Genomic DNA, 21201 nt, shown 5'->3' on the forward strand with positions numbered 1-21201 from the left:
CGCACGAACCGTGGCGGGATCTCAGCGATCTTGTCCCCCAGCAGGTTCCGCGTCACCACGGTTTGGTTGGTGTAAGTGTGCCTTGTGTGACCGGCGATTGTGTCTCGGGCCGGTCACGTTACGGCGACGCTACGGCGGCGGCGCCTCCGCGTGTTATGAACGACGCTCGATCGATTCCTGCAGACTCTTGGGCCGGATGTCGGACCAGTTTTGCTCGACATACTCCAGGCACTCCGCGCGGCTTGCTTCGCCGAACACCACACGCCAGCCCGCCGGGGTGTCGGCGAAGCTCGGCCACAGGCTGTGCTGGTCCTCGCCATTGACGAGCACGAAGAATGTCCCGCTGTCGTCATCGAAGGGGTTGATGCTCATCGCGTCTCCTAGTCGTGTGCTTGGGCGGGCCCACTAAGCCCCCACTAGTTCCCAATACCCGGTCAGACAACAATCCCAGGCAGCTCAGGTTCGGAAATCCGGGGCCCTGCGTCAACCCGGACAGATTGGGCAGGAACAGCTTCGGCGTGACGTCCGCGACCGCCAGGTCATAGCCGATCGCTTCCTGCAGGCTGTCGGCGGTCAGCGGTCCGCCCAGGCCAAGCTCCAGCAAGTCCAGCACGTCCTGGCCGAACAACGACGTGAACCACAGCGGGTCGGCGCCGGAGCCGTCGATGACCAGGTCGAATCCGTGCACCGTCTCGAGGTTCTCGCTGCCCCGGTTGGTGGACAGGGTCAGCCGGATCTGACCATCCCGGCCCACCGCATGGGCCACCCGCCCACGCAAGTGGCGGATTCGGTCGTCGGCCAGCAGCGCCTCCTGCACGTTCGCCGAGAACACCCCGCGGTCGGTGCGGGCCAGCGCGTCGCGGCGTTCGGCCAGCGTCAGAGCGCTCCAGTCGGTCGGGTCGGAGAACAGCGAGTTCTCGAAGAAGCTCTCCCCGCGGGTGAACAGCGTCACTTGCGGAGAGATGACGGTGATGGTCGAAACCCGGTGCCGGAACAGTTCGTTGAGCATCGACGCGGCCGTCTCGCCACCGCCGATCACCGCCACCCGCTCGGCGCTGATCCGATCGTGGCCCGCGGCGCGATCCCAGAACTGGGCGATCGACAGCATGCGCGGATTGCCGGGCAGCAATGATTTCTCGGCCTGCCCCGGCCCCGTGATCATCAAAGCGTCGGCGTGCACGGTGGCCTCGTGGGTGTGCAGCGTCCACTGGTCGCCACTAACGGCCAGCCGTTCCACCTCACTGTGCACCACGTTGAGGCCGGTCTGCTCGGCCACCCAACCCAGGTATTGGCTCCACTTGCGATGAGTCGGCGCCGGTCGCCCGCGGTCGACCCATTCGGCGAAGGACGCCGTGGCGATCAGATAGGACTGCCAGCTGTAGCGGGTCATCCGTTCGTCGAGTTCGGCGTTGCGGCGGGGCACCAGCGCGGAGCGGTACGGGAACCCCACGTCCTTCTCCGGGCTGGTGCCCAGCCGGTGCGCCCCGTCGGTCCAACCGCCGCTGGCTTGCCAGTTGGCCGCGACGCCGATGCGTTCGACCGCGATCACCTCGGGGGCATCGACGCCCATCTCGCGCAGCACGGACGCCTTGGCCCCGACCGCAACCGCCTTGGCTCCCGCGCCCACGATCGCAAGCGTGCTCATGCCACCACCTCCCGCAGCGATTCGATCCAAAGACGTTGCAGCTCGGCCACGTCGGTGTCAGCCAGAATGTCCGGCAGCGTGCGCCACTGCGCGGCCAGCACGCGCTGTCCGTCGAACGTGAGCATGGCGGCCACAATGGTGAGCTCGTGGCGCACCGCCAGCTCCGGCTCCGGCTGCGGCGAAACCCCGGCGAGGAGCTCACGCTCGAGCGTCAGCAGCCGGGTCCCGCCGGCGGCATGGGCGGCACCGAGGTAGTTCAGCAACAACTGTGGGCCGGGCAACGGGGCGAGGCGTTCGGCGGTGTCGGCACGCAGATAACGCAGCAAGCCGTAATCCAGCCCGTCGCCGGGGATCGCCGCCAGCAGCTCCCCCACGTCTCGCGGATCGGCCGATGCCACCCGCACCGGGTAGATCGAGCTCAGCAGTCCGACGGTGTCGCCGGTGTCGATGGTGTGCGCGCCCGGCCCGTCGACGAGACCGTCTGCGCGGCCATGTGTTTCGAGCGCCAGCAGCGGCGGCGGCGTGGCCTGATTGCGCGACCGCCGCCACCGCGTCACCGTCGCCGCGGTGGCGGCGACCAGCAGGTGCGGCAACGGCACGCCCGAGTCCAGCAGTCGGCGCGTGGTATCCGCGTCGGCCGCGATCATGCGGACGTCCAGATCGCGGGCCCGGTCGCGACGCGGATCGACCCGTCGGGCGCCGAGTTCGGGATCGTCGCCGTCGGACTGGGCGGCCCAGAATTGCACGGTGTCCAGCCGGTGGGCGCGCTCGATGAGCGCGCCGGCCCAGCGTCGGTAGCTCGTATGCTCCCGGACCGGAGCCGGCGAGTGACCGGTGGCCAAAGCCTCTAAGGCGGCGTCCAATTCGCCGAGCACCACTCGCCACGACGCGGGATCCATCGCCAAGACATGGGCGGCCAGCAGCAGGACACTTTGCCCGGCCGGGGGGCGAAGCCACACCGCGGCCAGCAGCGCCCCCCGCTCCGGGTCGAGGCGATCGACGGCGCGTGCGACGTGATCGGGGACCGCGGCGTGCAGATCGGCGGCGACCTCTACTTCGATGAGGTGGATGTCGGCGGCCTGGGCCGGGACCAGGGTCATGGTCGCGCGGTCCAGGCGGGCGCGCAGCACCTCATGTCCGGCCACGATGCCGGCCAGCGCGGCGTCCAATTGTTCGCGGGTGACGTGGTCGGGCAGCCGGATGGCTTCGGTCTGCGCCAGCCGGCGCGGCTCCCCGTGTTCGTAGAGCCAGCGGCCGTTGGGCAGCACCGGCATGGGCTGGGCGCCATTCTCGACATCGCTTGTGGCGGAGATGGTTTCGGAATCGATGGCGTCGGCCAATTCGCGGACGTTCGCGCACTCGAGGATCAGCCTGGCGCGCAGGGCGATACCCCGCGCCCGCGCCGCCTGAACCACCGACAGGGCCATGATGCTGTCCAGACCCAGCTGCAGGAAATCCGCGGTGACGTCGATTCGCGGCTGATGCAGAAGTTCGGAAAGCAATTCCGCCAGTGCGGCTTCCGTGGCTGTTTCGGGTTCGGCTCCGGAAAACGCCTCGGCGGTGTCGAAGGCGCTCAGCGCGGCTTCGTCGAGCTTGCCGTTGGACGTCAGCGGAATTTCGTCGACCGTGACGATCCGCTGCGGAATCATGTAGCGCGGCAGACGGGAGCCGAGCATGCCGCGCAGTTCGCCCGTCGACGGCGGCCGGGGCGCCGCACCGGAAATCACCACGTAAGCGGTCAGCCGCGCTCCCGCCTTCGCGCGGCGCACCAGCACTCCGGCGTGCTGGACGGCGGGATGCGATTCGAGCGCTGCGGCGATCTCGCCGGGCTCGACGCGGTAGCCGCGGATCTTCACCTGCGCATCGGCGCGGCCGACATACTGCAGCGCCCCGTCGGAACCGCGCCGCACCAAATCGCCGGTGCGGTACATGCGTTCGCCGAGCGCGAATGGGTCGGCGACGAACCGCTGGCTGGTTTCCGCCGCGCGGCCGAGATAGCCGCGGGCCAGCTGGGCACCGGCCAGATAGAGCTCACCGGTGGCCCCGAACGGCACCAGACGCAGCGCCGAGTCCAGCACGTAGCCGCGGGTGTGCAGGGTCGGCCGCCCGATCGACGGCTCGTCGTGCTCGGTGATGGCGGCCACCACCGCCTCGACCGTGGTTTCGGTGGGGCCGTAGCAGTTGTAGGCCGCCATCCCGGTGCGTGCACACCCTTCGCGGATGAAGGTCCAGGCGGCCTTACCGAGCGCTTCTCCGCCCAGCGCCAGCACCGTCAGCGGAACCGCCGTCAGCAAACCGCACGCCGCGAGTTGGGCAAACATCGACGGAGTCGTGTCGATCATGTCGACGCCGTGCTCGGCGATGGCCGCGACCAGCGCCTCGGCGTCGGCCTGGGTGGGCTCGTCCACGACGTGCACACCGTGGCCGTCGAGCAGCGCGACCAACGGCTGCCAGGCGGCGTCGAATGCAAACGACCACGCGTGCGCGATGCGCAGCGGCCGGCCCAGCCGGGCGGCCGCCGGCCGCAACACGTTGTCCAGGTGATCGTCGGCGTAGGCAACCACCGCCGCGTGAGTTCCGATGACGCCCTTGGGTTCTCCGGTCGTGCCCGACGTGAAGACGACATACGCGGCCTGGCCGGGCGCCACCTCGACTGGGCGAAACTTCGTGGCGGAATGGTCACCAGCGACCAGCGACACCTCGTCGAGCACGATCGAGGCATTGGATTGACGCACGATCGATTCCACCCGTTCCGGGGGCGTTCCCGGCTCCATCGGCACGCAGACGCCGCCGGCCTTGAGCACCGCGAGCATCGCGACGACGTACTGCGGCCCCCGGGAAAGCCGGATGGCTACCGGGGTTTCGGGCCGCACCCCCCGCTCCGCCAGCCGGGCTGCCAGGCCGTCGGCCAGCGCGTCCAGTTCGCGGTAGCTGAGTTGGCCCCCCGCCCAGCTGATCGCGAGGTTTTCGGGGGTCCTCCCGGCGACCTCGTCGAATCGAGCGTGGATGCCGACCGCCGGGGCGGCGGGCGCGCCCGCGGGGCGCGGGGGAACCGCCTCGTCGTCGAAGAGGACACTGACCTGGCGCAGCGGGCGCTCCCAGTCCCGCAGCAGGCGCTCGGCGGTGCTGATCACCCGCCGCCCGAAGGCGGCGGCGGGGATGTCGCCGAGCGCCCCGTCGATCACTTCGACCAGCACCACGAGTTCGCCGCCCGCCATGTGGGCCGCGACGGTGATCGGGAAATGCGACAAGGTTTGCAGGGCGGACGGCCGGAATGTCGCACCCGCGGCGGTCAATTCGGTGCCGGCGGTCAGCCCGTCCAAGGGGAAGTTCTCGTAGACCAGTAGGGTGTCGAACAATTCGCCGACGCCGCCGAGCGCCCGCAGTTGGGCATGCCCGATGTGGCTGTGCTCACGCAGCAGGGCGGCGTTGCGCTGGACCGTGCGGCACTGCTCGCCCACCGTCGCGGCGGGGTCGAGCCGCACCCGCATGGGAACGGTGTTGATGAACAGACCGATCATGGTCTCGACGCCGGCGAGTTCGGGCGGCCGCCCGGACACCGTGACACCGAAAACCACATCGTGGGCGTCGGTCAGCCGGGACAACACCAGCGCCCATGCCATCTGCATCAGGGTGTTGACGGTGATACCACGGGCCCGGGTCTGCTCAACCAATCGCGCGGTGGCTTCGGCCGGCATCCGCAGTTCGGTGGTGCGGGGCAGCCCAGTTCGCCGGCCCTCCGTCGAGCCCAGCGCGGCCGACAGCAGGGTGGGTCCGGGAAGGCCCGCCAGGTGCCGGCGCCAGACCTGCTGGCTGGCTTCGGAATCGCGACTGGCCAGCCAGCCGATGTAGTCGCGGTACGGCCGGGGGCCGGCGGGCAACGCCGAGAGATCGCCACCGGCCCGGTACAGGATCATCATCTCGTTGACGAACACCGGCAACGACCAGCCGTCAATCACGATGTGGTGGGCGGTGAGCACCAAACGCCATCGCGCGCCAGGCAATTCGACGAGCAGGAAGCGGATGACCGGGCCGCGTTCCAGATCGAAGGGCCGGCGGCGTTCGTCGGCCTCCAGCGTCCGCACATCCTCGGGTGCGGCGGCGACGGTGCGCCATGGCAGGTCTACCCGGGATGGGACGATCTGCACCGGTCGCGCGATACCCCGGCTGAAGAAGCTGGCACGCAGGTTGGGGTGGCGCAACAACATCTTTGTCGCGCAATCACGTAACAGCGCGACATCAAGCGTGCCGGAGATGTCGGCGGCCATGCCGATCACGTACGGGTCGTCGGCATCGCCGTCGGTGAATTCGGCGAGGGCGGTCAGCGAATACAAGCCCTCTTGCAAAGGGCTCAGCGCCATCACGTCCTCGATGTCGGGCGCAACATCTTTGGTGGCCGTCATGGCGCTCCGTCCCGCGACGACGACCACAGCTGCGTCACGGCGGCAAGATCCTCGGCCGAAAGCCCGGACGCGCTCATGGGCTCGAACCGGGCGTCGGCGGGCTCGGCGCCGTTGGCCGCCAGAGCATCCACGGCGGCGGCCAGCTGTTGCACCGTCGGGTTCTCGAAGATCATCCGCGGGTTGACCGCCAGGCCGGCCGCCCGCGCCCGCGAGGCCAGCTGCACCGACAGGATGCTGTCGCCGCCCAGGGCGAAAAAGTCGTCGAAGCGGCCCACCTCGGACGTCGAGAGCAGTTCGGCGAACACCTTGGCCAGCGCCCGTTCGGTGTCGGTGCGCGACGGTTCAACGTGTCCGCTGGTGCTGACCGCCGGCGGCGGCAGCCCGGGCCGGTTCAGCTTGCCCGATTCGGTTTTGGGCAGCGCGTCGAGAACAGTCAACGACGAGGGCGTCATATAGCCGGGCAGCGTCGTTCCGATCGCGGCGCGCACCTGCGATGCGAACGCGGCCTTCTCGGTGTCATCGCCGATCGGCCGTTGTGGCACAACGTATCCGGCCAGCGAGGTGCCCCCGTGCACCTCCCAGGTGCGGGCCGCCGCGGCGGCGACGCCGTCGGCTTCCGCCAGCGCCGCCTCGACCTCGGCCAACTCCACCCGGAAGCCGCGCACCTGTACCTGGTGGTCGGACCGTCCGGCGAATTCCAGTCGCCCGTCCTCGGTCCAGCGGGCAAGGTCGCCGCTGCGGTAGAAGCGAGAACCGGGTTCGAGGGCATAGGGATTAGCCACGAACCGGGTGGCGGTCAATCCGGGCCGTTTCCAGTAGCCCCGGGCCAGTTGGTCGCCGGCATAGTACAGCTCGCCCACCACCCCGACCGGCACCGGCCGCAGGCCCTCGTCGAGCAGGTAGGCGTCCGATCCCGGGACCGGACTGCCCACCAAAGGATTCGGCAGCTCCAGTCGGCCGCGGGACACCGCACCGGAGGTCTCGGTGGAACCGATGTTGTTCAACAGCTCGGTGCCCGTGCCGGCGCACACCGACACCAGCCGCTGCAGCAGCGCGGTGCTCACCGGTTCTCCACCGCACACCAGCCGGGACAGGGCGCGCACCGCGTCGGGCCTGCTGTCGACCACGGCGGAGACAAGGCTGGGCACCGCGGTGACCTGGGCCACCGCGTGCCGGATCATCAACTCCCCGAGCGCTTCCGGGTCGCGGTGCTCGGCATCGTCGGCGAGGATCATGGTCGCCCCCGCCGCGAGCCCGGCCAGCATCTCCATGCCGCCCTCGAGAAACGTGATCGAGGCCTGTGCCAGTCGAATGTCGTCGGTTCTCGGTGGGTAGTGCCGTAGCTGCCAGTCCAGCCGGGCCGCCATGGACCGATGCGTGCCCAGGGCGCCTTTCGGCTTGCCCGTGGAACCGGACGTGAAGACCAGAAACATCGGGTCGTCGGGGTGCGGGAGGGGCAGTTCTCCCGGATCGGCTTCCCCGTTGTCCACCGCGGCGCGCACCTGCGGGTCGTCCAGCGAAATGACCGTGACGCCGGCAACTTCGGGCATGCTGCGGGCCGCGTCGGCCGTGGCGAGCACCACCGGTGGTTGCACGTCGTCGAGCATGAATTGCTTGCGCGCCGGCGGGTACGCGGGATCGATGGGGAAATAGCCACCGCCCGCCTTCATGATGGCCACCAGTGCCACCACCAGGTCGATGCTCCGCCGCGCCGACAGCCCCACCAACGAACCCGGTCCAACCCCCCGCGCTACCAGCAGCGCCGCAAGGTTGTCCGAACGACGATGCAGCGCAACGTAATCGATCCGCTCGTCACCGCAGCGCACCGCGACCCGGTCGGCGCCCCGGCTTCGGCTCGGCTGCAGCAGTTCTGGAATGATGCGCGGCCGGTCATGCGGCGGCCGCTCGCCCCGGCTCCAGAGCTCCAGCATCCGGAGCCGCTCGCCTGCGTCGGTCAGCTGCAGATCGCGCAAACTCTGGTCAGCATTGTCGGCAAACTCGGTGACCACGCGGGTCAGCCAGCCGGCCAACCGCTCGATGGTGGCTCGGCTGTACAGCTCGGTGCGGAAGATCAGGTTGCAGTTGTAGCCGACTCCCCCCGAACCGTCGGTGCCGAAGAAGTTGACACTGAGATCGGCGTGCGCCATGTCGAAGACGGGGTCCAGCGCGGTGCACACCGTGTCCTGGCCGCCGCCTTCGGCATCCTGCTCGATCACCCGCGCGGCGGGCAGGTGGTCGCGGACGTGCACGACGACCTGAAACAGCGGGTTTCGCGACAGCGAGCGCACCGGGCTGACGCTGTCGACAACCCGGTCGAACGGCAGGTCCTGGTGGGCGTAGGCGGCCAGCGCCGTCTCCCGGGCGCGGGTCAGCAGCTCACGCAGCGTCGGGTTGCCGGTCAGGTCGTTGCGCAGCACCAGGATGTTGACGAAAAACCCGATCAGCTGGTCCAATTCGGCCTCGGTGCGCCCGGCGACCGGGGTGCCCAGCGGGATGTCCCGGCCACCACCCGCCTTGTGCAGCACCACGGCGACCGCCGTTTGCAGCAGCATGAACTCGGTGATGCCCATCTCGCGCGACAACTCGGCGAGCTTGCCGCGGGTGGCCGCGTCGATGCGGAAGTCGACGGATCCGCCGGCACCGCTGGGCACCGGCTGGCGCGCGAAGTCCGGACGCAGCCCGGTGTCCTCCGGCAGCCCGGCCAACTGCCGGCTCCAGTACTCGCGTTGCTCGGCGGCGACGGCGGACTCCTGGCCGCCCGCATCACCGAGGAATGCCCCCTGCCACGCCGCGTAGTCGGCGTACTGCACCCGCAGTGGCGCCCAGGCCGGGGTTTCCCCGGCCCGCCGGGCCCGGTACGCGGTCATCACGTCCGCGAACAGCACCCCCGCCGACCAGTGGTCGGAGGCGATGTGGTGGACGACCAGCGACAGCACGTGTTCGGTGGGGTCATTGGCGGTGTGCAGCACCGCAACCCGAACCGGCAGCTCACGGTCCAGTTCGAAGCAGTGCCGGCGCTCGGCGTCCAGCTCCCGCTGCAGCCACGCGTCGTCGGGCCCGGTCGCCCGGCGCACGGCGACCTCCCCGGCCGGACCGACCACCTGGTAGGGCACCCCGTCCAACTCCACGTAGGAGGTGCGCAGGATCTCGTGCCGGGCGACGACGTCGCCGACGGCGGCGATCAGGGCGTCGATGTCCCATGGCCCGGTCAGCTTCGCGGCGAAGGGAATGTTGTTGACCCAGCTGGGCCCGTCGACGCGGTAGGCGAACCAGCTGCGCAGCTGTGAGGCCGATAGCGGCATCGGCTCGTCGTGGGCGGTCGCGATCAGCCTGGGCCGCGACTGTCTGCGTTCACCGGAACTCAGCTGGTCGACGCGTTCCGCCAGCAAGCCCACCGTCGCGAGCTCGAAGACGTCGCGGATGCCGATCTCCACCCCGCACTCCGAGCGGATCGCGGTCACCAGTTTGGTGGCCACCAGCGAGTGGCCGCCCAGGTCGAAGAATGAGTCGTCGACCCCCACCCGGTCGTGGCTGAGCAGCGCGGAAAACAGTGCGGCGATGCGGCGTTGAGTGGGGGTCGTCGGGTCGCGGTATGCGGCGGCCGCCGCGATCTGTGGTTGGGGCAGCGCGGCCCGGTCGATCTTGCCGTGCGCCGTGATCGGGATTTCGTCGAGCGCCACGTAGGCGGCCGGTGTCATGTAGTCCGGCAGCGCGGCGGCGACCCGGGCTCGGATGCGTTCGACCTCAACGGTTTCCGGGCCGCCACCCGAGGCCGGCGTGACGTATCCGACCAGGCTCTTGCCCAACCGGGGCAGGTCCATGGCCAGCACCACCGCCTGCCCGACGCTGGGGTCGACCGAGATGGCGGCGGCGATCTCGCCCAGCTCGATGCGGAAGCCGCGGATCTTCACCTGCTCGTCGGCGCGGCCGACGAACTCGATATCCCCGTCGGCGTTGCGGCGGGCCAGGTCGCCGGAGCGGTACAACCGGCCGCCCGGGGTGAACGGGTCGGCGACGAAACGTTCGGCCGTCAGCCCGGGCCGGCGGTGGTAGCCGTGCGCGACATGCGTTCCACCGATGTAGATCTCGCCGATCACGCCAACGGGAACCGGCCGCAACGCGTTGTCGAGCAGGTGTACCTGGGTGTTGATCTTGGGGCGGCCGATGGGCACCACCCGGGTGCCCTGGGCCCCTTCCACCGGGTAGCTGGTGCAGTTGACGACGGTCTCGGTCGGTCCGTAGAAGTTGTACAGCAGCGCGTCGAAGGTGGCGTGGAACTTGTCGGCGATCTCGCCCGGCAGGGCCTCCCCGCCGATCGGCACGCGCCGCAGCGTGCGCCACTGACTGACCCCGGGAAGCGACAGGAACAGCCCGAGCAGTGACGGCACGAAATGCATCGAGGTGATGCCCTCGCGGCTCAACAGATCCGTCAGGTAGCCGATGTCGCGCAGCCCGTCGGGCCGCGGAATCACCAGGCGGGCACCCATGGTCAACGTGCCGAAAATCTCGCCCATCGAGACGTCGAAGCTGGGCGACGCGACCTGCAGCAGCCGGTCGGTCTCGTCGACGCGGTACTCGTCACCGAACCAGACGAAGTATTCGGCGATCGGGGCGTGGGGAACCGGCACGCCCTTGGGCAGGCCGGTCGAGCCCGAGGTGTAGATCAAGTAGGCGGTGTTGTGCGGGCCCAGCGGCCGCACCAGCTCGGCGGGCGCGGTGACCGGGTATCGCGACAGCCCCGGAACCGCCTCGCGCAACACCAGTTTGGCGTCGGCGTCGCCCAGAATGAAGGCCAGCCGATCCTCGGGGTAGGTGGGATCCACCGGCAGGTAGACCGCTCCGGCCTTCAGCACTGCCAGCGCGGTGATGACCAGTTCGGGTGATCTGTCCAGCAACACCGCGACGCGGTCCTCGGTGCCGATGCCTTGCTCGATCAGCCAGTGTGCCAAGCGGTTCGACTCTTCGTCGATGTCCCGGTAGGTGTACTCACGCCCCTCATAGACCACGGCGACGGCATCGGGCGACAGCGCCGCTCGGCGGGTGACCAGTGCGGGCAGGGTGGCGGCCGGGGTCTCGAACTCGGCACCGGTCGAGGCCCAGCGCAACCACTCGGCATCGTCGCTGTCCATCAGCGCGCACGCCGACAGCGCCGCGTCGGGGTCCGCCAGTGCGTTGTCGAGCAGCACCGCGTAGTGCCGCAGCAGCTGGTCCACCAGTCGGTGATCCAGCACCTCAACCAGGTACTCGGCTTCGACCAGCCCGCCGTTCGCGCGATCCAGCTCGATCATGAAACTGAGTGGCAGCTGGTTGAAATGACCGCGTAGTTCCCCTCGTTCGCACCGCACCCCGGGCGGGCAGAACCCGGCGCCGTCGGGCTCGCGCTGCCCGAAGCTCACCCGGGTCATCCGGTCGGCGCCATGCCGGCGATCCGGATTGGACTCGCGCACCAGCCAGTCCAAGTCGGCACGCGAATGTGCGAACGCGCCAACCGCATTATCCCGGGTTTGGGCCAGTAGCTGCCGGAACGTCTGGTGCGGCTCCGGTCGCATCCGGATCACCACGGTATTGCCGTAGTAACCGATGGCCGACTCCGTCCCGACGCCGCGGTTGAGCACGGGCGCGGCGATCAGGAAGTCCGTTGACTGGGTGTAGCGATGCACCAGCGCGGCGAACGCGGCCATCAGCACCATGTACGGGGTGGCACCGGTCTCGCGCGCCAGCGCAGCGGCGCGACCGACGGTGGCCGCCGGCAACCGCGTCGTAGCACGTTGGGCCCGCCAGGTGCTTGGCACCACCGAACCGTTGGGGCCCGGAAGCTCGAGCGGCTCAGGCAGATTCGCCATCAGGGGCCGCCAGTATTCGAAGTCGGCGGCGTGATCCGCGGCTTCGTCCGGCGGAGGCGCCGTCATCGCGGGTTCGCCGCCGAATCCGACCGGATCGGTGTAAGCGCGAGTCAGGTCGGCGAAAAACGGTGTCCACGAAGCGTCGTCCCACGCGATGTGATGCGCGGTGACCAACAGCATCAGCTCGTCGGCGGACAAGCGGGCCGCGGTGACCCGCAGGGGCGAATCCTTTGCCAGGTCGAAGGGCCTGCGGAAGTCCCGCTGCGCCAGCACATCCAGCCGCAGCCGTCGAGCCTGATCGGTCAGTTCCGACAGGTCGTGTTCGGCCCACTCGGGCCGCAGCTCCTCGTGGATGACCGGATACGGGTCACCGTCCGGACCGGTGTCGTACGTCGTCTGCAGTACGGGGTGCCGCGCGGCCACGGCGTCGATCGCGCTCCGCAATCGGTCGATGTCGACCGTGCCGGTTAGGCGATAGGAGACGCAGACGTTGAGCAGCGCGCTGTCGGGGTCCACCGACTGCACGAACCACATCCGGTGCTGGCCGACGGACATCCGCGGCTCGTCGCAGGTGGCCACGGGTGCGGAGACGGCGGGCCTGGCCAGGCCACGTTCGGCCATCTTGCGGCGCAACAATTCCAGGCGTTCGTCGTCGAGACGGGCTCTGGCCCCGGTGGTGTCCGTCACGCTGGGAGTCCAACCTTTCTGGCTTCGCGATCGTCGAGTGTCGTGCCGTCCCGCGGGCCGGCGCGCAACGCATCGATCAATTCGCTGAGGGTGATCCCGCCGAGCATGCGAGCGACCGGGACCGAGCTTCCGACCGTCCGGCGCAGCCGCTTACGCAGATCGAGTGCGAGCAACGAGTCCACTCCCAGGTCGATGAGCGGTGCGCTCGGGTCGATCGATACCGAATCGTCCAGGTGCAATGTCGCGGCGAGTTCGGTGCGCACCACCTCGGCGAGCGGCTTGGCGGTAGGGGTGTCCGCTCCCCCGTCGCCGCCTCGCCGCGCACTGAACGGCATTGACATGCCCTGGCTTTCGAAGAACACCGCGAGCCGGTCGAGGTCGGCGTCGAAGACCAGTGGATCTGCGTCGTAGCGGCACAGGCCCGCCTCGATCGCCGGCTCCGGCGCCATCGCGACCAGGCCGGAGCGTTCGGTGCGGGTGATCTCGTCGCCCGTGACCACGCCGGCGGCCTGCCACAGCCCCCACCGGATCGCCATGCTGTCGCGGCCCGCGCCGCGCAACTGGGCGACCAGCACGTCGAGCATCCGGTTGGAGGCGGCGTAGGCCGCGTGGCCATAACCGCCCCACACGCCGAACACCGACGAGCAGGCCAGGATCCGGCAATCGGCCCGCAGCGGCCACGCCTCGGTCAGCAGCGCCAGACCGCGCACCTTCGCGGCGCATACCGCCGCCACGTCGGCGCCGGTCAGCTCGGAACGCGGCCGGGCCTCGGCGATGCCCGCCGTATGGATCAGCAATGACGCGCCGTTCCCCGCGTGCCGGGCGGCGACGGCCGCCAGGGCGGCCGGATCGGTGATATCGCACCGCGGGGCGCTCACCTCGGAGTCGTGGTTCGAGGTAAGCACGCGCAGCGCGCCTTCATCGATACCGTTGCGGCTCAACAGGGTGACGGTCCGTGCGCCGCGCTCGATGCAGTACCGCGCATACTGCAGGCCGATTGCTCCGCTGCCGCCGGTGATCACCACGTTGTCCAGCGCGTCGGCGCCCAGCGGCCGTTTGGTCGCCGAATCGCGGCATTCCCGGAAGGTCCGCACGTGGCGGCGCGGCGATTCGCTGCCCCGCAGCGCCACCTCCGCCGGCTCCCCGAGCAGCACCTCGACGGCGGCGCGGGCCGTGCCGGCACCGACGTCTCGGCCGGGCAGGTCGAGATGCCCGAAGGCCTGGTCGGTGAATTCGAAGCCGACGCTGCGGTGCATCGCGGCCAGCGCCGCCTGTGCCGGGAACGCGTCGGCGTCGTCCGGATCGATGGTTTCGGCGCGGGCGGTCAGCAGCCACACGGCCCGGCATCGCGGGCCGGTCAGGGCGGCGTAGTCGGGTAGACCTGCGTCCGGCCGCCCGGCGATCTGCTCGATCGCCGCGACGGCATCGAGCTCATGGAGATCCGGCGCGATGATCGCGAGGATCTCCGCGTCGTCCGGCGACACCGCCCGGCAATGGCCGTGCGCCGCAACGGCATCCATCAGTCGCCGGACTAATGCGCCGTCCGTGGAGTCGACGGCGACAATGGCGATGTCCGCCCCCGCCGCGCCCGGTCGCGTCTCGTGGCGCCAATCCTCAACCGCGACGGTGGGCGCCGGGCCCTCCCCCGTCCCGATCAGCGGTTCGGGCGCCGCCCACAGGTGCACCGCCCGCATCGGCGCGTTCGGGAATCCGCGCAACGGTGGCCGCACACCCCCGGGAATCGCGTTGGCCCATTGGCAGCCGGGATCGGCCGCCGCCACGCCGGCAATGTTCGCCGCCAGCGTGTCGGTGATGTCCCCTTCGCGATGCCCCGAGCCGACGGCCACGGTCGTCCGCTCGTCGACCAGGTCCGCGAGCGGGTACAGCAGCGCGGGATGCGCGGACAGCTCGACGAACGTCGTGGCCCCGAGCCTTCGGGCCGTCGCCACCGCCCGGTCGAAACGCACGGTGTTGCAAAGGTTGTCATACCAGTACCTGGAGAAGTCCACGTCGCCACGGACCTCCGCGCCGAAGGTCGAGCCGACGAATCGCACCGGACTGTCCCAGAACGCCGAGCGGGGGACCAGCTCGGCCAGCTGGTTGCGCAGCGGCCGCAGCACGCTGGTGTGGCCCGGATAGTCCACCGTCAGCTGGTGGGCGAAGACGCCGCGTTGCTGGGCGAGGCACACGGCGGCCGCCACGGCGTCATGGTCTCCGGACACCACGGTCGACGAGGGGCCGTTGACGGCCGAAACTTCAAGCCAGCCCGCCGTTTCACCGATCAGGGACTCGGCCTCGTCCACGCCGGCGCCAAGCACGGCCATGGCGTAGTGACCGGCCAATTGGCCGACGATCGTGGCGCGGGCTCCGACCAGCGCGACCGCGTCCGGCAGCGTTATCGTTCCGGCCACGTACGCCGCCGCGACCTCGCCGAGGCTGTGGCCGACGGCGATTGCGGGGAGCACGCCGTGGAATCGCCATTCGTGGGCCAGGCTGACCGCGTGGGTGAACTGCGCTCCCTGGATTTCGGTGCGCGACCATTTCTTGTCGAGTTCGCCGGTCAGGTAGGGCAACGGTGAAGGCAGCCCGGCGGCGCGGAACGCCTGGGCGCATCGGTCGGTCTCGGCCCGGTAAGCCGGAAGTCGTTGGTATGCCTCGGCGCCCATCGATTGCCATTGGTTGCCCTGGCCGGGGAACACGAAGGCGATGCACGGCGCAACGTTGCTGGAGGATCGGGTGACCAGCGGGTGCTCTTCACCGTCAACTAGCGCGGTCAGGCCGGAGACCAGCTCGCCGCGGTCGGCCGCCCGAACCACCGCGCGGTGCCGCCGCACCCGCCGAAGCCGCAGCAGGGTGGACGCCACGGCCGCGGTATCCGTGTCCGCGCCGGTCGCGCCCAGGTAGTCCAGGATCGCCCGGGCGTCCACGCCGATCAGATCTTCGTCGTGCGACGAGAGCAGCACCGGCACCCGGCCGTCGGGCAGTGGGGAGGTCAGCATCACGCGACCTCGGGGAGGGCGACGATCACGTGCGCGTTGGTCCCGGCGATGCCGAACGCCGATGTCGCCGCGATCCGTTGCCCGCCGGCCGCGGGCCAGGGGGTCAGCGTCTTCGCCAAGCGCAAACCCTGGCTTTCCCAGTCTATTTCCGGACTCGCCTGCGCGGCGTGCAGGGTCGGTGGGATGACCCCGTGCTCGGCGGCGACGATGACCTTCGCTAGCCCAAGTGCACCGCTGGCGGCCAGCGCGTGGCCGACATTGGATTTCACCGAGCCGAGCAACGCGCCGGCACCGGCCGCCGTCTCGCCGTAGGTTTGTGCCAGCGAGCGCAATTCGGTGCGGTCCCCTAGCCGCGTGCCCGTGCCGTGCCCCTCGACCATCCCGACCTCGTCGGGCCGGATCCCGGCCTGCGTCATGGCCCGCCGGAACAGGCGGACCTGCGCGTCGCCGCTGGGGGCGCTCAGCCCGGCGCTGCGGCCATCCTGGTTGACGGCGGTGGCGCGGACTTCGGCGACGACCTGGCGGCCCGCGCGCAGCGCGGCCGATTTGCGTTGCAGCACAAACATCGCCGCCCCTTCCGCCCACACCGTCCCGCTGGCCTGCGCACTGTAGGGGCGGCAGTGACCGTCGTCGGAAAGGGCGTGCTGCTTGGAGAATTCGACGAAGAACCCGGGCGAGCCCAGCACGTTCACCCCGCCGGCCAGCGCCAGGTCGCAGTCACCGCTCTGGATCGAGCGTACGGCGAGGTGAAACGCCGCCAGCGCGGACGCGCACGACGAGTCCACCGTCAGCGCCGGGCCGGCCAATCCCAATGTGTAGGAGACCCGCCCGGAGATCACGCTGAGCGCCGTCCCGGCGAGCAGGTGACCGCTGTGCTGGGAGAAGTTGGCCATCTGCGGCCCGTATCCGGTGGCCGAGGCGCCGACGAAGCACCCCACGTCGTGCCCGGCCAGGTCGTCGGGGTTGATGCCGCTGTTTTCCAGCGCGCGCCAGGACACCCGGAGCACGACGCGCTGCTGGGGGTCCATGGCGACGGCCTCGCGCGGCGAGATGCCGAAGAATTCCGGGTCGAACGTGGTTGCGCCGGAGAGGAATCCACCACGATCGTGGATCTCCTTGAAACCGCTGCGCCGCGATCCCGCGAGCAGTTCGCGGACCTGCCAACCTCGATCGGTGGGGAACGGCCCCAGCGCCTCACGGCCGTGGGACAACAGTTCCCAGTACTTGTCGGCGGTGTCGATGCCGCCGGGCGCTTCGACGGCCATGCCGACGATCGCGACCGGATCGGAGGCGCCGGTGAACCCGTTGTCAGACATCGGCATTCACCCGCCGCGCCACGGCATCGATGTGCTCGTCGAGATAGAAGTGCCCGCCGTCGTACAAGAACAACTCGAAGGCGCCGGTGGTGTGGTTCTCCCAGAGCCGCAATGCGGACGGATCGACGCGGTGGTCGTCGCACGCCCCCAGGACGCGGATGTCGGCGCGGATGCGGACGCCGGGAGCACACTCGTAGCGGTTGACCGCTTCGTAGTCGGCGCGCACCGCGGTGGTCAGCAGTTCGGCGAACTCCTCATCGGCGAGCAGTTCGGGGTCGGTGCCGCCGAGATCGGCGATGTCGGCGAGCAATCCGTCGTCGGTGGTGGGGAGCGCCGGCATGGCGGCAACGGCCGACGGCGCCGGGCCGGCCGAGACCCACAGGCGCCGCACGGCAACATCGTGGGATTCGGCGATCCTGGCGAACTCGAAAGCCACGACCGCACCCATGCTGTGGCCGAACAGCCGCAGCGGCGCCGCCCGGCTCCACGGCCCGGCGTCGAACAAACCCCGGGCCAGGTCGTGCACCGTGTCGGGGGCCGGGTGACTCAGCCGGTCCGCGCGCTGCGGGTACTGCACGATGTAGGTGTCGCCGCCCGCGGCCAGCGCGGTAGCCAGCACGCGATAGCTTGCCGCGGCCGCCCCCGCGTGCGGAAACACGACGGTCGCGCCGGTGCGCCGGCTCTGGTTGCTGCTGGGCACCCGCTTGATCCAGGATGCGAACTCGGTTGGCACACTCAGCACCCGGTCGGACGTCATCGGGTCCTCCCGGTTTCGCCGGCTTGCCCAGAAGCCGACAGGGCGTCGGCGTCCATGTGAATGACTTCCAGGTAGAGTTCGGCCACCTGATTCAGGCGCTCGCCGTCCTGCTCGCGGTCGGTAAGTAAACCGGCAAGTGCGGCAACGGTTCTGGTGGCGAAGATGTCGGCAACCATGATGTGGGGGGTGTCCAGCCAGGTCCGGATACGACCCACGGCCTGGGTGGCCAGCACGGAATCGCCGCCCAGGGCGAAGAAGTCGTCGTCGCGGCCGACCCGGCCCGCGCCGAGTAGATCCCCGAGTAGGGCGGCCAGGGCGGATTCCAGCGGGGTCGAGGGGGCGCGGTAGCGGGGCTGCTCGGACAGCGAAACCTTGGCGCCCAAGTCGCGGGCGACGGCACGACGGTCGATCTTGCCGGCGTCGGTGAACGGGATGCGCCCGACCAGCGTGACGTGACGCGGAACCATATGCGCCGGCACGAGTTCGCCCATCAGCTCCCGAATCCGCTCGGCCGTCAACCCGGCACCGCCGGAACTTTCCGGACAGACCGCGGCGGCCAGCACCTCCGAGCCACCCGATGCGGGGAGCAGCGCCGCGACCGCTATCGCCACCCTTGGCAGCCGTCGCAGCGCGGCCTCGATCTCGCCGAGTTCGACGCGATATCCGCTGATCTTGATCCGGTGATCGGCGCGGCCGACGAACTCGATCGTTCCGTCGGGCCAGTACCTGGCCAGGTCGCCGGTCCGGTACCACCTGCGTCCCGCGTGCTCGACGAAGCGCTCCGCGGTGAGGTCCGGACGCCCCCGATAGCCCCGGGCGATGCCACGACCGGAGACCCACAGTTCGCCGGCGACCCAGTCGGGGCAGTCGTCGCCCGCGTCGTTGACGACGCGGCAGTCGTTGTTCGTCAGCGGCACCCCGTAGGGCAGGGCGGTCCAGTCCGACGGCAGGGCGTCGGGATCGTCGACCTCGAAAATCGTGTTGTGAACCGGGGTTTCGGTCGCTCCCCCCAGACCGGCGAACCGCAAGCTGGGCGCCTCGGCCTTCAGGCGGCGCGCCACCTCCGGCCGCACCCAGTCCCCGCCGGTGGGGACGACCCGCACCGAGGATAGCCGTCCGTGTCCGACTTCGATCAGCATCTCCAGCCAGCCCGGCATGAAGTGCAACACGGTGACTTGGTGGGTGTCGATGAGCCGGGCCCAGGCGTCGGGGTCACGGCGCTGCGCTTCGTCGACCACCACGATCGACCCGCCGGTGCGCAAGGTGACGAAGATGTCCATCACCGAGATGTCGCCTTCGAGCGTGGATAGCGCCAGGCATCGATCCTCGGGACCGATCTCGAAGTGGCTCGCGATGAACTCCACGGTGTTCATCGCGGCGTCGTGCGTCACCTCGACGCCCTTGGGCTCGCCCGTCGATCCGGAGGTGAACAACACATAGGCGAGGTCGCCGGGATCGACTCTTGCCGAGGGAGTTTCGGTGACAACGGGCGGCTCTCGCAGCACGTCGGCGAGGATCAGCCCGGGCACCGGCAGTGCCAGCCGCTGCCCGCCGCAAACCAGGACCAAGCACACCTCGCCGGTTCCCAGGATGCGTTCCGCGCGGTCGCGCGGCTGGTCGGCGCCGATCGGCAGGTAAGCCGCGCCGACGCTCAGGATGCCCAACAGCGCCGGCACCTGCTCGGCGGTTTTGGGGCCCATCACCGCGACCGTGTTGCCCGCGCCGACGCCGGCCGCGCGCAACGCGGCGGCCACCGCGAGTGCCTGGTCGCGCAGCTGCCCGTAGCTGAGGTCACCGGAGCTGGCGAAGATCGCGGGCGCGTCGGGTCGCCGCTCGGCTTGCCGAAAGAACCCGTCGTGCAACGCTTCTCCGCTGGGCTCGGCGGTGCGGCCATTGACCGCGTCGCGCACCGCGCGCTGCGCGTCCGGCAGCGGCGACGGTCCCGGTGTGTCCCAGCCGTCGTCGGAGGAAGCCAGCCTGAGCAGTTCGTCGATGTGGTAGGCGAACATGGCGTCGATGACACCCGGGGCGAAGATGCTTTCGCGCACATCCCAATTCACCAATACGCCGCCGTCGAACTCGGTGACCTGAGCGTCGAGCAGCACCTGGGGACCCTGGGAGATGATCCACGCGGGTGTCCCGAATTGATCGGTGACCTCGGGGCTGAACAGTGCGCCGAGTCCCAGCGCGCTGGTGAAGACCACCGGCGCGAGCACCTGGGTGCCGCGGTGACGGCTGAGGTCCCGCAGCACCGACAGCCCGGGATAGGCGGAGTGGGCGGCGGCGGTCCGCATTGCCTCCTGCACCGCCTGCGCCCGCGCAGCCGCGGTCCGGGCGCCCGTGAGGTCGACGTCGAGCAGCAGCGAGGAGGTGAAGTCGCCGACCAGGGAGTCGACGTCGGGGTGCAGCGGCTGGCGCCCGAACAGCGGCACGTTCAGCAGGAAGCGCGAGGTGGTCGACCAGCGAGCCAAGGCGTTGGCGAAGGAGGCCGCCAGGGTCATCGCCGGGGTGACCCCGCGGGCCTGGGCGCGGGAGAACAGGGCGTCGCGGGTGTGCGGGTCCAGCCAGTGCCAGAGCCGGGTGCTCGTCCGCGAACTGCGGTCGCCGGTGGTGGGCAGCGCGGGCGGGTCCGGCAGCTGCGGGATGCGCCGCGCCCACCAATCGCGGGCGGCGTCGCGGGCAGGCTGCGGTCGCGCCTCTTGCGCCTGGATCGCGTGGCGGTACTGCCGGTAGGTGTACGTCAGCGCGGGCAGGTCGTGCCCGAGGTACAGGGCGGCCAGGTCGGCCATCAGGGTCCGGTAGCTCATCGCGTCGGCGGCCTGCATATCGAGATCGACGTGGAGGCGCGAACGTTCGCCCGGCAGTCGCGTCAGAGCCAGCTCGAACACCGCTCCATCGAGCTGCTGGTGCGATTTGGCGTCGCGGATGGCCGCGAGTCGCCGATCGGCTTCATCGCCGTCCAGGCGGCGCAGATCCTCGACGGCGACCGGGAAGTCGTCACCGGTTGCCGCGATCCGCTGCGTGCCGTCGGGCAGGAACCGCACCCGCAGCATCGGATGGCGCCGGGCCAGCGCCGTGGCCGCTTCGCGCAGGCGTTCCGGATCGATGGCGCCGCCGTCGAACTCGACATATAGGTGACCGGCCACCCCGCCGAGCTGTTGATGGTCCTGGCGGCCCACCCACATCGCGTGCTGCATCGGGGCCATCGGGAACGGCTCACCCGCGTCACCCGGCGGTGGCACGGGGTTGTGCTGCTCCGCGGGATCGGCCGGCGAGTCGGCGCTGACCAGCTCGGTCCACGCCTCGACCGTCGGAGTTTCGGCCAACGTGGCGAAGTCCACGGCGATGCCCTCACGTCGCCAGCGGCCCGCCAGCGTCATGATCCGGATGGAGTCCAGGCCCTGGCCGATGAGGTTGGTGCTGGGGTGAACGTCGTCGACGCCGACGCCGAGTAGTTCGGCCACCTGCGCCCGGACCTCTTCCGAGCGCGCCGAGGCACGCACCACAAACCCTCCCTGGATTAGCACAGGCTGCCCTAAGTATTTTTGGTT

8 protein-coding genes are annotated in these 21201 nt (G+C 70.0%); all 8 read right to left on the reverse strand.

From position 1 onward, the window contains the following. Positions 1 to 153 precede the first annotated feature (153 nt). The 8 genes from A5773_RS20870 to A5773_RS20905 are packed head-to-tail and all read right to left on the reverse strand — an operon-like array spanning position 154 to position 21156. Entirely contained in the window at positions 154 to 372 is a 219-nt protein-coding gene (locus A5773_RS20870) for an MbtH family protein (RefSeq protein ID WP_067261539.1), read from the reverse strand. After that, positions 350 to 1645 (reverse strand): NADPH-dependent L-lysine N(6)-monooxygenase MbtG, encoded by a 1296-nt coding sequence (gene mbtG / locus A5773_RS20875; protein ID WP_067792368.1) that lies wholly within the window; start codon positions 1643 to 1645, stop codon positions 350 to 352. The genes A5773_RS20870 and mbtG overlap by 23 nt, the downstream gene beginning before the upstream one ends. Further along, positions 1642 to 6048 carry a non-ribosomal peptide synthetase gene (locus A5773_RS20880; protein WP_067792437.1) on the reverse strand — a complete coding sequence of 1469 codons (4407 nt, stop codon included), beginning with the start codon at positions 6046 to 6048 and terminating at the stop codon, positions 1642 to 1644. Before A5773_RS20880 ends, mbtG begins: the two co-directional genes overlap by 4 nt. Beyond that, positions 6045 to 12578, reverse strand: a complete 6534-nt coding sequence (locus A5773_RS20885; protein ID WP_067792370.1) for a non-ribosomal peptide synthetase — start codon at positions 12576 to 12578, stop codon at positions 6045 to 6047. Before A5773_RS20885 ends, A5773_RS20880 begins: the two co-directional genes overlap by 4 nt. Then, positions 12575 to 15580: a mycobactin polyketide synthase MbtD gene (gene mbtD, locus A5773_RS20890; RefSeq protein WP_156744911.1), complete on the reverse strand. Its 3006-nt coding sequence runs from the start codon at positions 15578 to 15580 to the stop codon at positions 12575 to 12577. Before mbtD ends, A5773_RS20885 begins: the two co-directional genes overlap by 4 nt. Further along, positions 15577 to 16893 carry a polyketide synthase gene (locus A5773_RS20895; RefSeq protein ID WP_197505368.1) on the reverse strand — a complete coding sequence of 439 codons (1317 nt, stop codon included), beginning with the start codon at positions 16891 to 16893 and terminating at the stop codon, positions 15577 to 15579. Before A5773_RS20895 ends, mbtD begins: the two co-directional genes overlap by 4 nt. Then, positions 16886 to 17650, reverse strand: coding sequence for a thioesterase II family protein (locus tag A5773_RS20900; protein ID WP_066952864.1), 765 nt, complete (start codon positions 17648 to 17650; stop codon positions 16886 to 16888). The genes A5773_RS20895 and A5773_RS20900 overlap by 8 nt, the downstream gene beginning before the upstream one ends. Further along, positions 17647 to 21156 carry a non-ribosomal peptide synthetase gene (locus tag A5773_RS20905; protein ID WP_066952862.1) on the reverse strand — a complete coding sequence of 1170 codons (3510 nt, stop codon included), beginning with the start codon at positions 21154 to 21156 and terminating at the stop codon, positions 17647 to 17649. The genes A5773_RS20900 and A5773_RS20905 overlap by 4 nt, the downstream gene beginning before the upstream one ends. Positions 21157 to 21201 lie beyond the last annotated feature (45 nt).

The organism is Mycobacterium sp. 852014-52450_SCH5900713, from assembly GCF_001667075.1.
GTDB lineage: Bacteria > Actinomycetota > Actinomycetes > Mycobacteriales > Mycobacteriaceae > Mycobacterium.

What these genes read in the sequence shown, in the direction of transcription:
- A5773_RS20870 (WP_067261539.1), bottom strand. Translation starts at nt 372, where the DNA reads ATGAGCATCAACCCCTTCGATGACGACAGCGGGACATTCTTCGTGCTC.
- mbtG (WP_067792368.1), bottom strand. Translation starts at nt 1,645, where the DNA reads ATGAGCACGCTTGCGATCGTGGGCGCGGGAGCCAAGGCGGTTGCGGTC.
- A5773_RS20895 (WP_197505368.1), bottom strand. Translation starts at nt 16,893, where the DNA reads ATGTCTGACAACGGGTTCACCGGCGCCTCCGATCCGGTCGCGATCGTC.
- A5773_RS20880 (WP_067792437.1), bottom strand. Translation starts at nt 6,048, where the DNA reads ATGACGGCCACCAAAGATGTTGCGCCCGACATCGAGGACGTGATGGCG.
- A5773_RS20900 (WP_066952864.1), bottom strand. Translation starts at nt 17,650, where the DNA reads ATGACGTCCGACCGGGTGCTGAGTGTGCCAACCGAGTTCGCATCCTGG.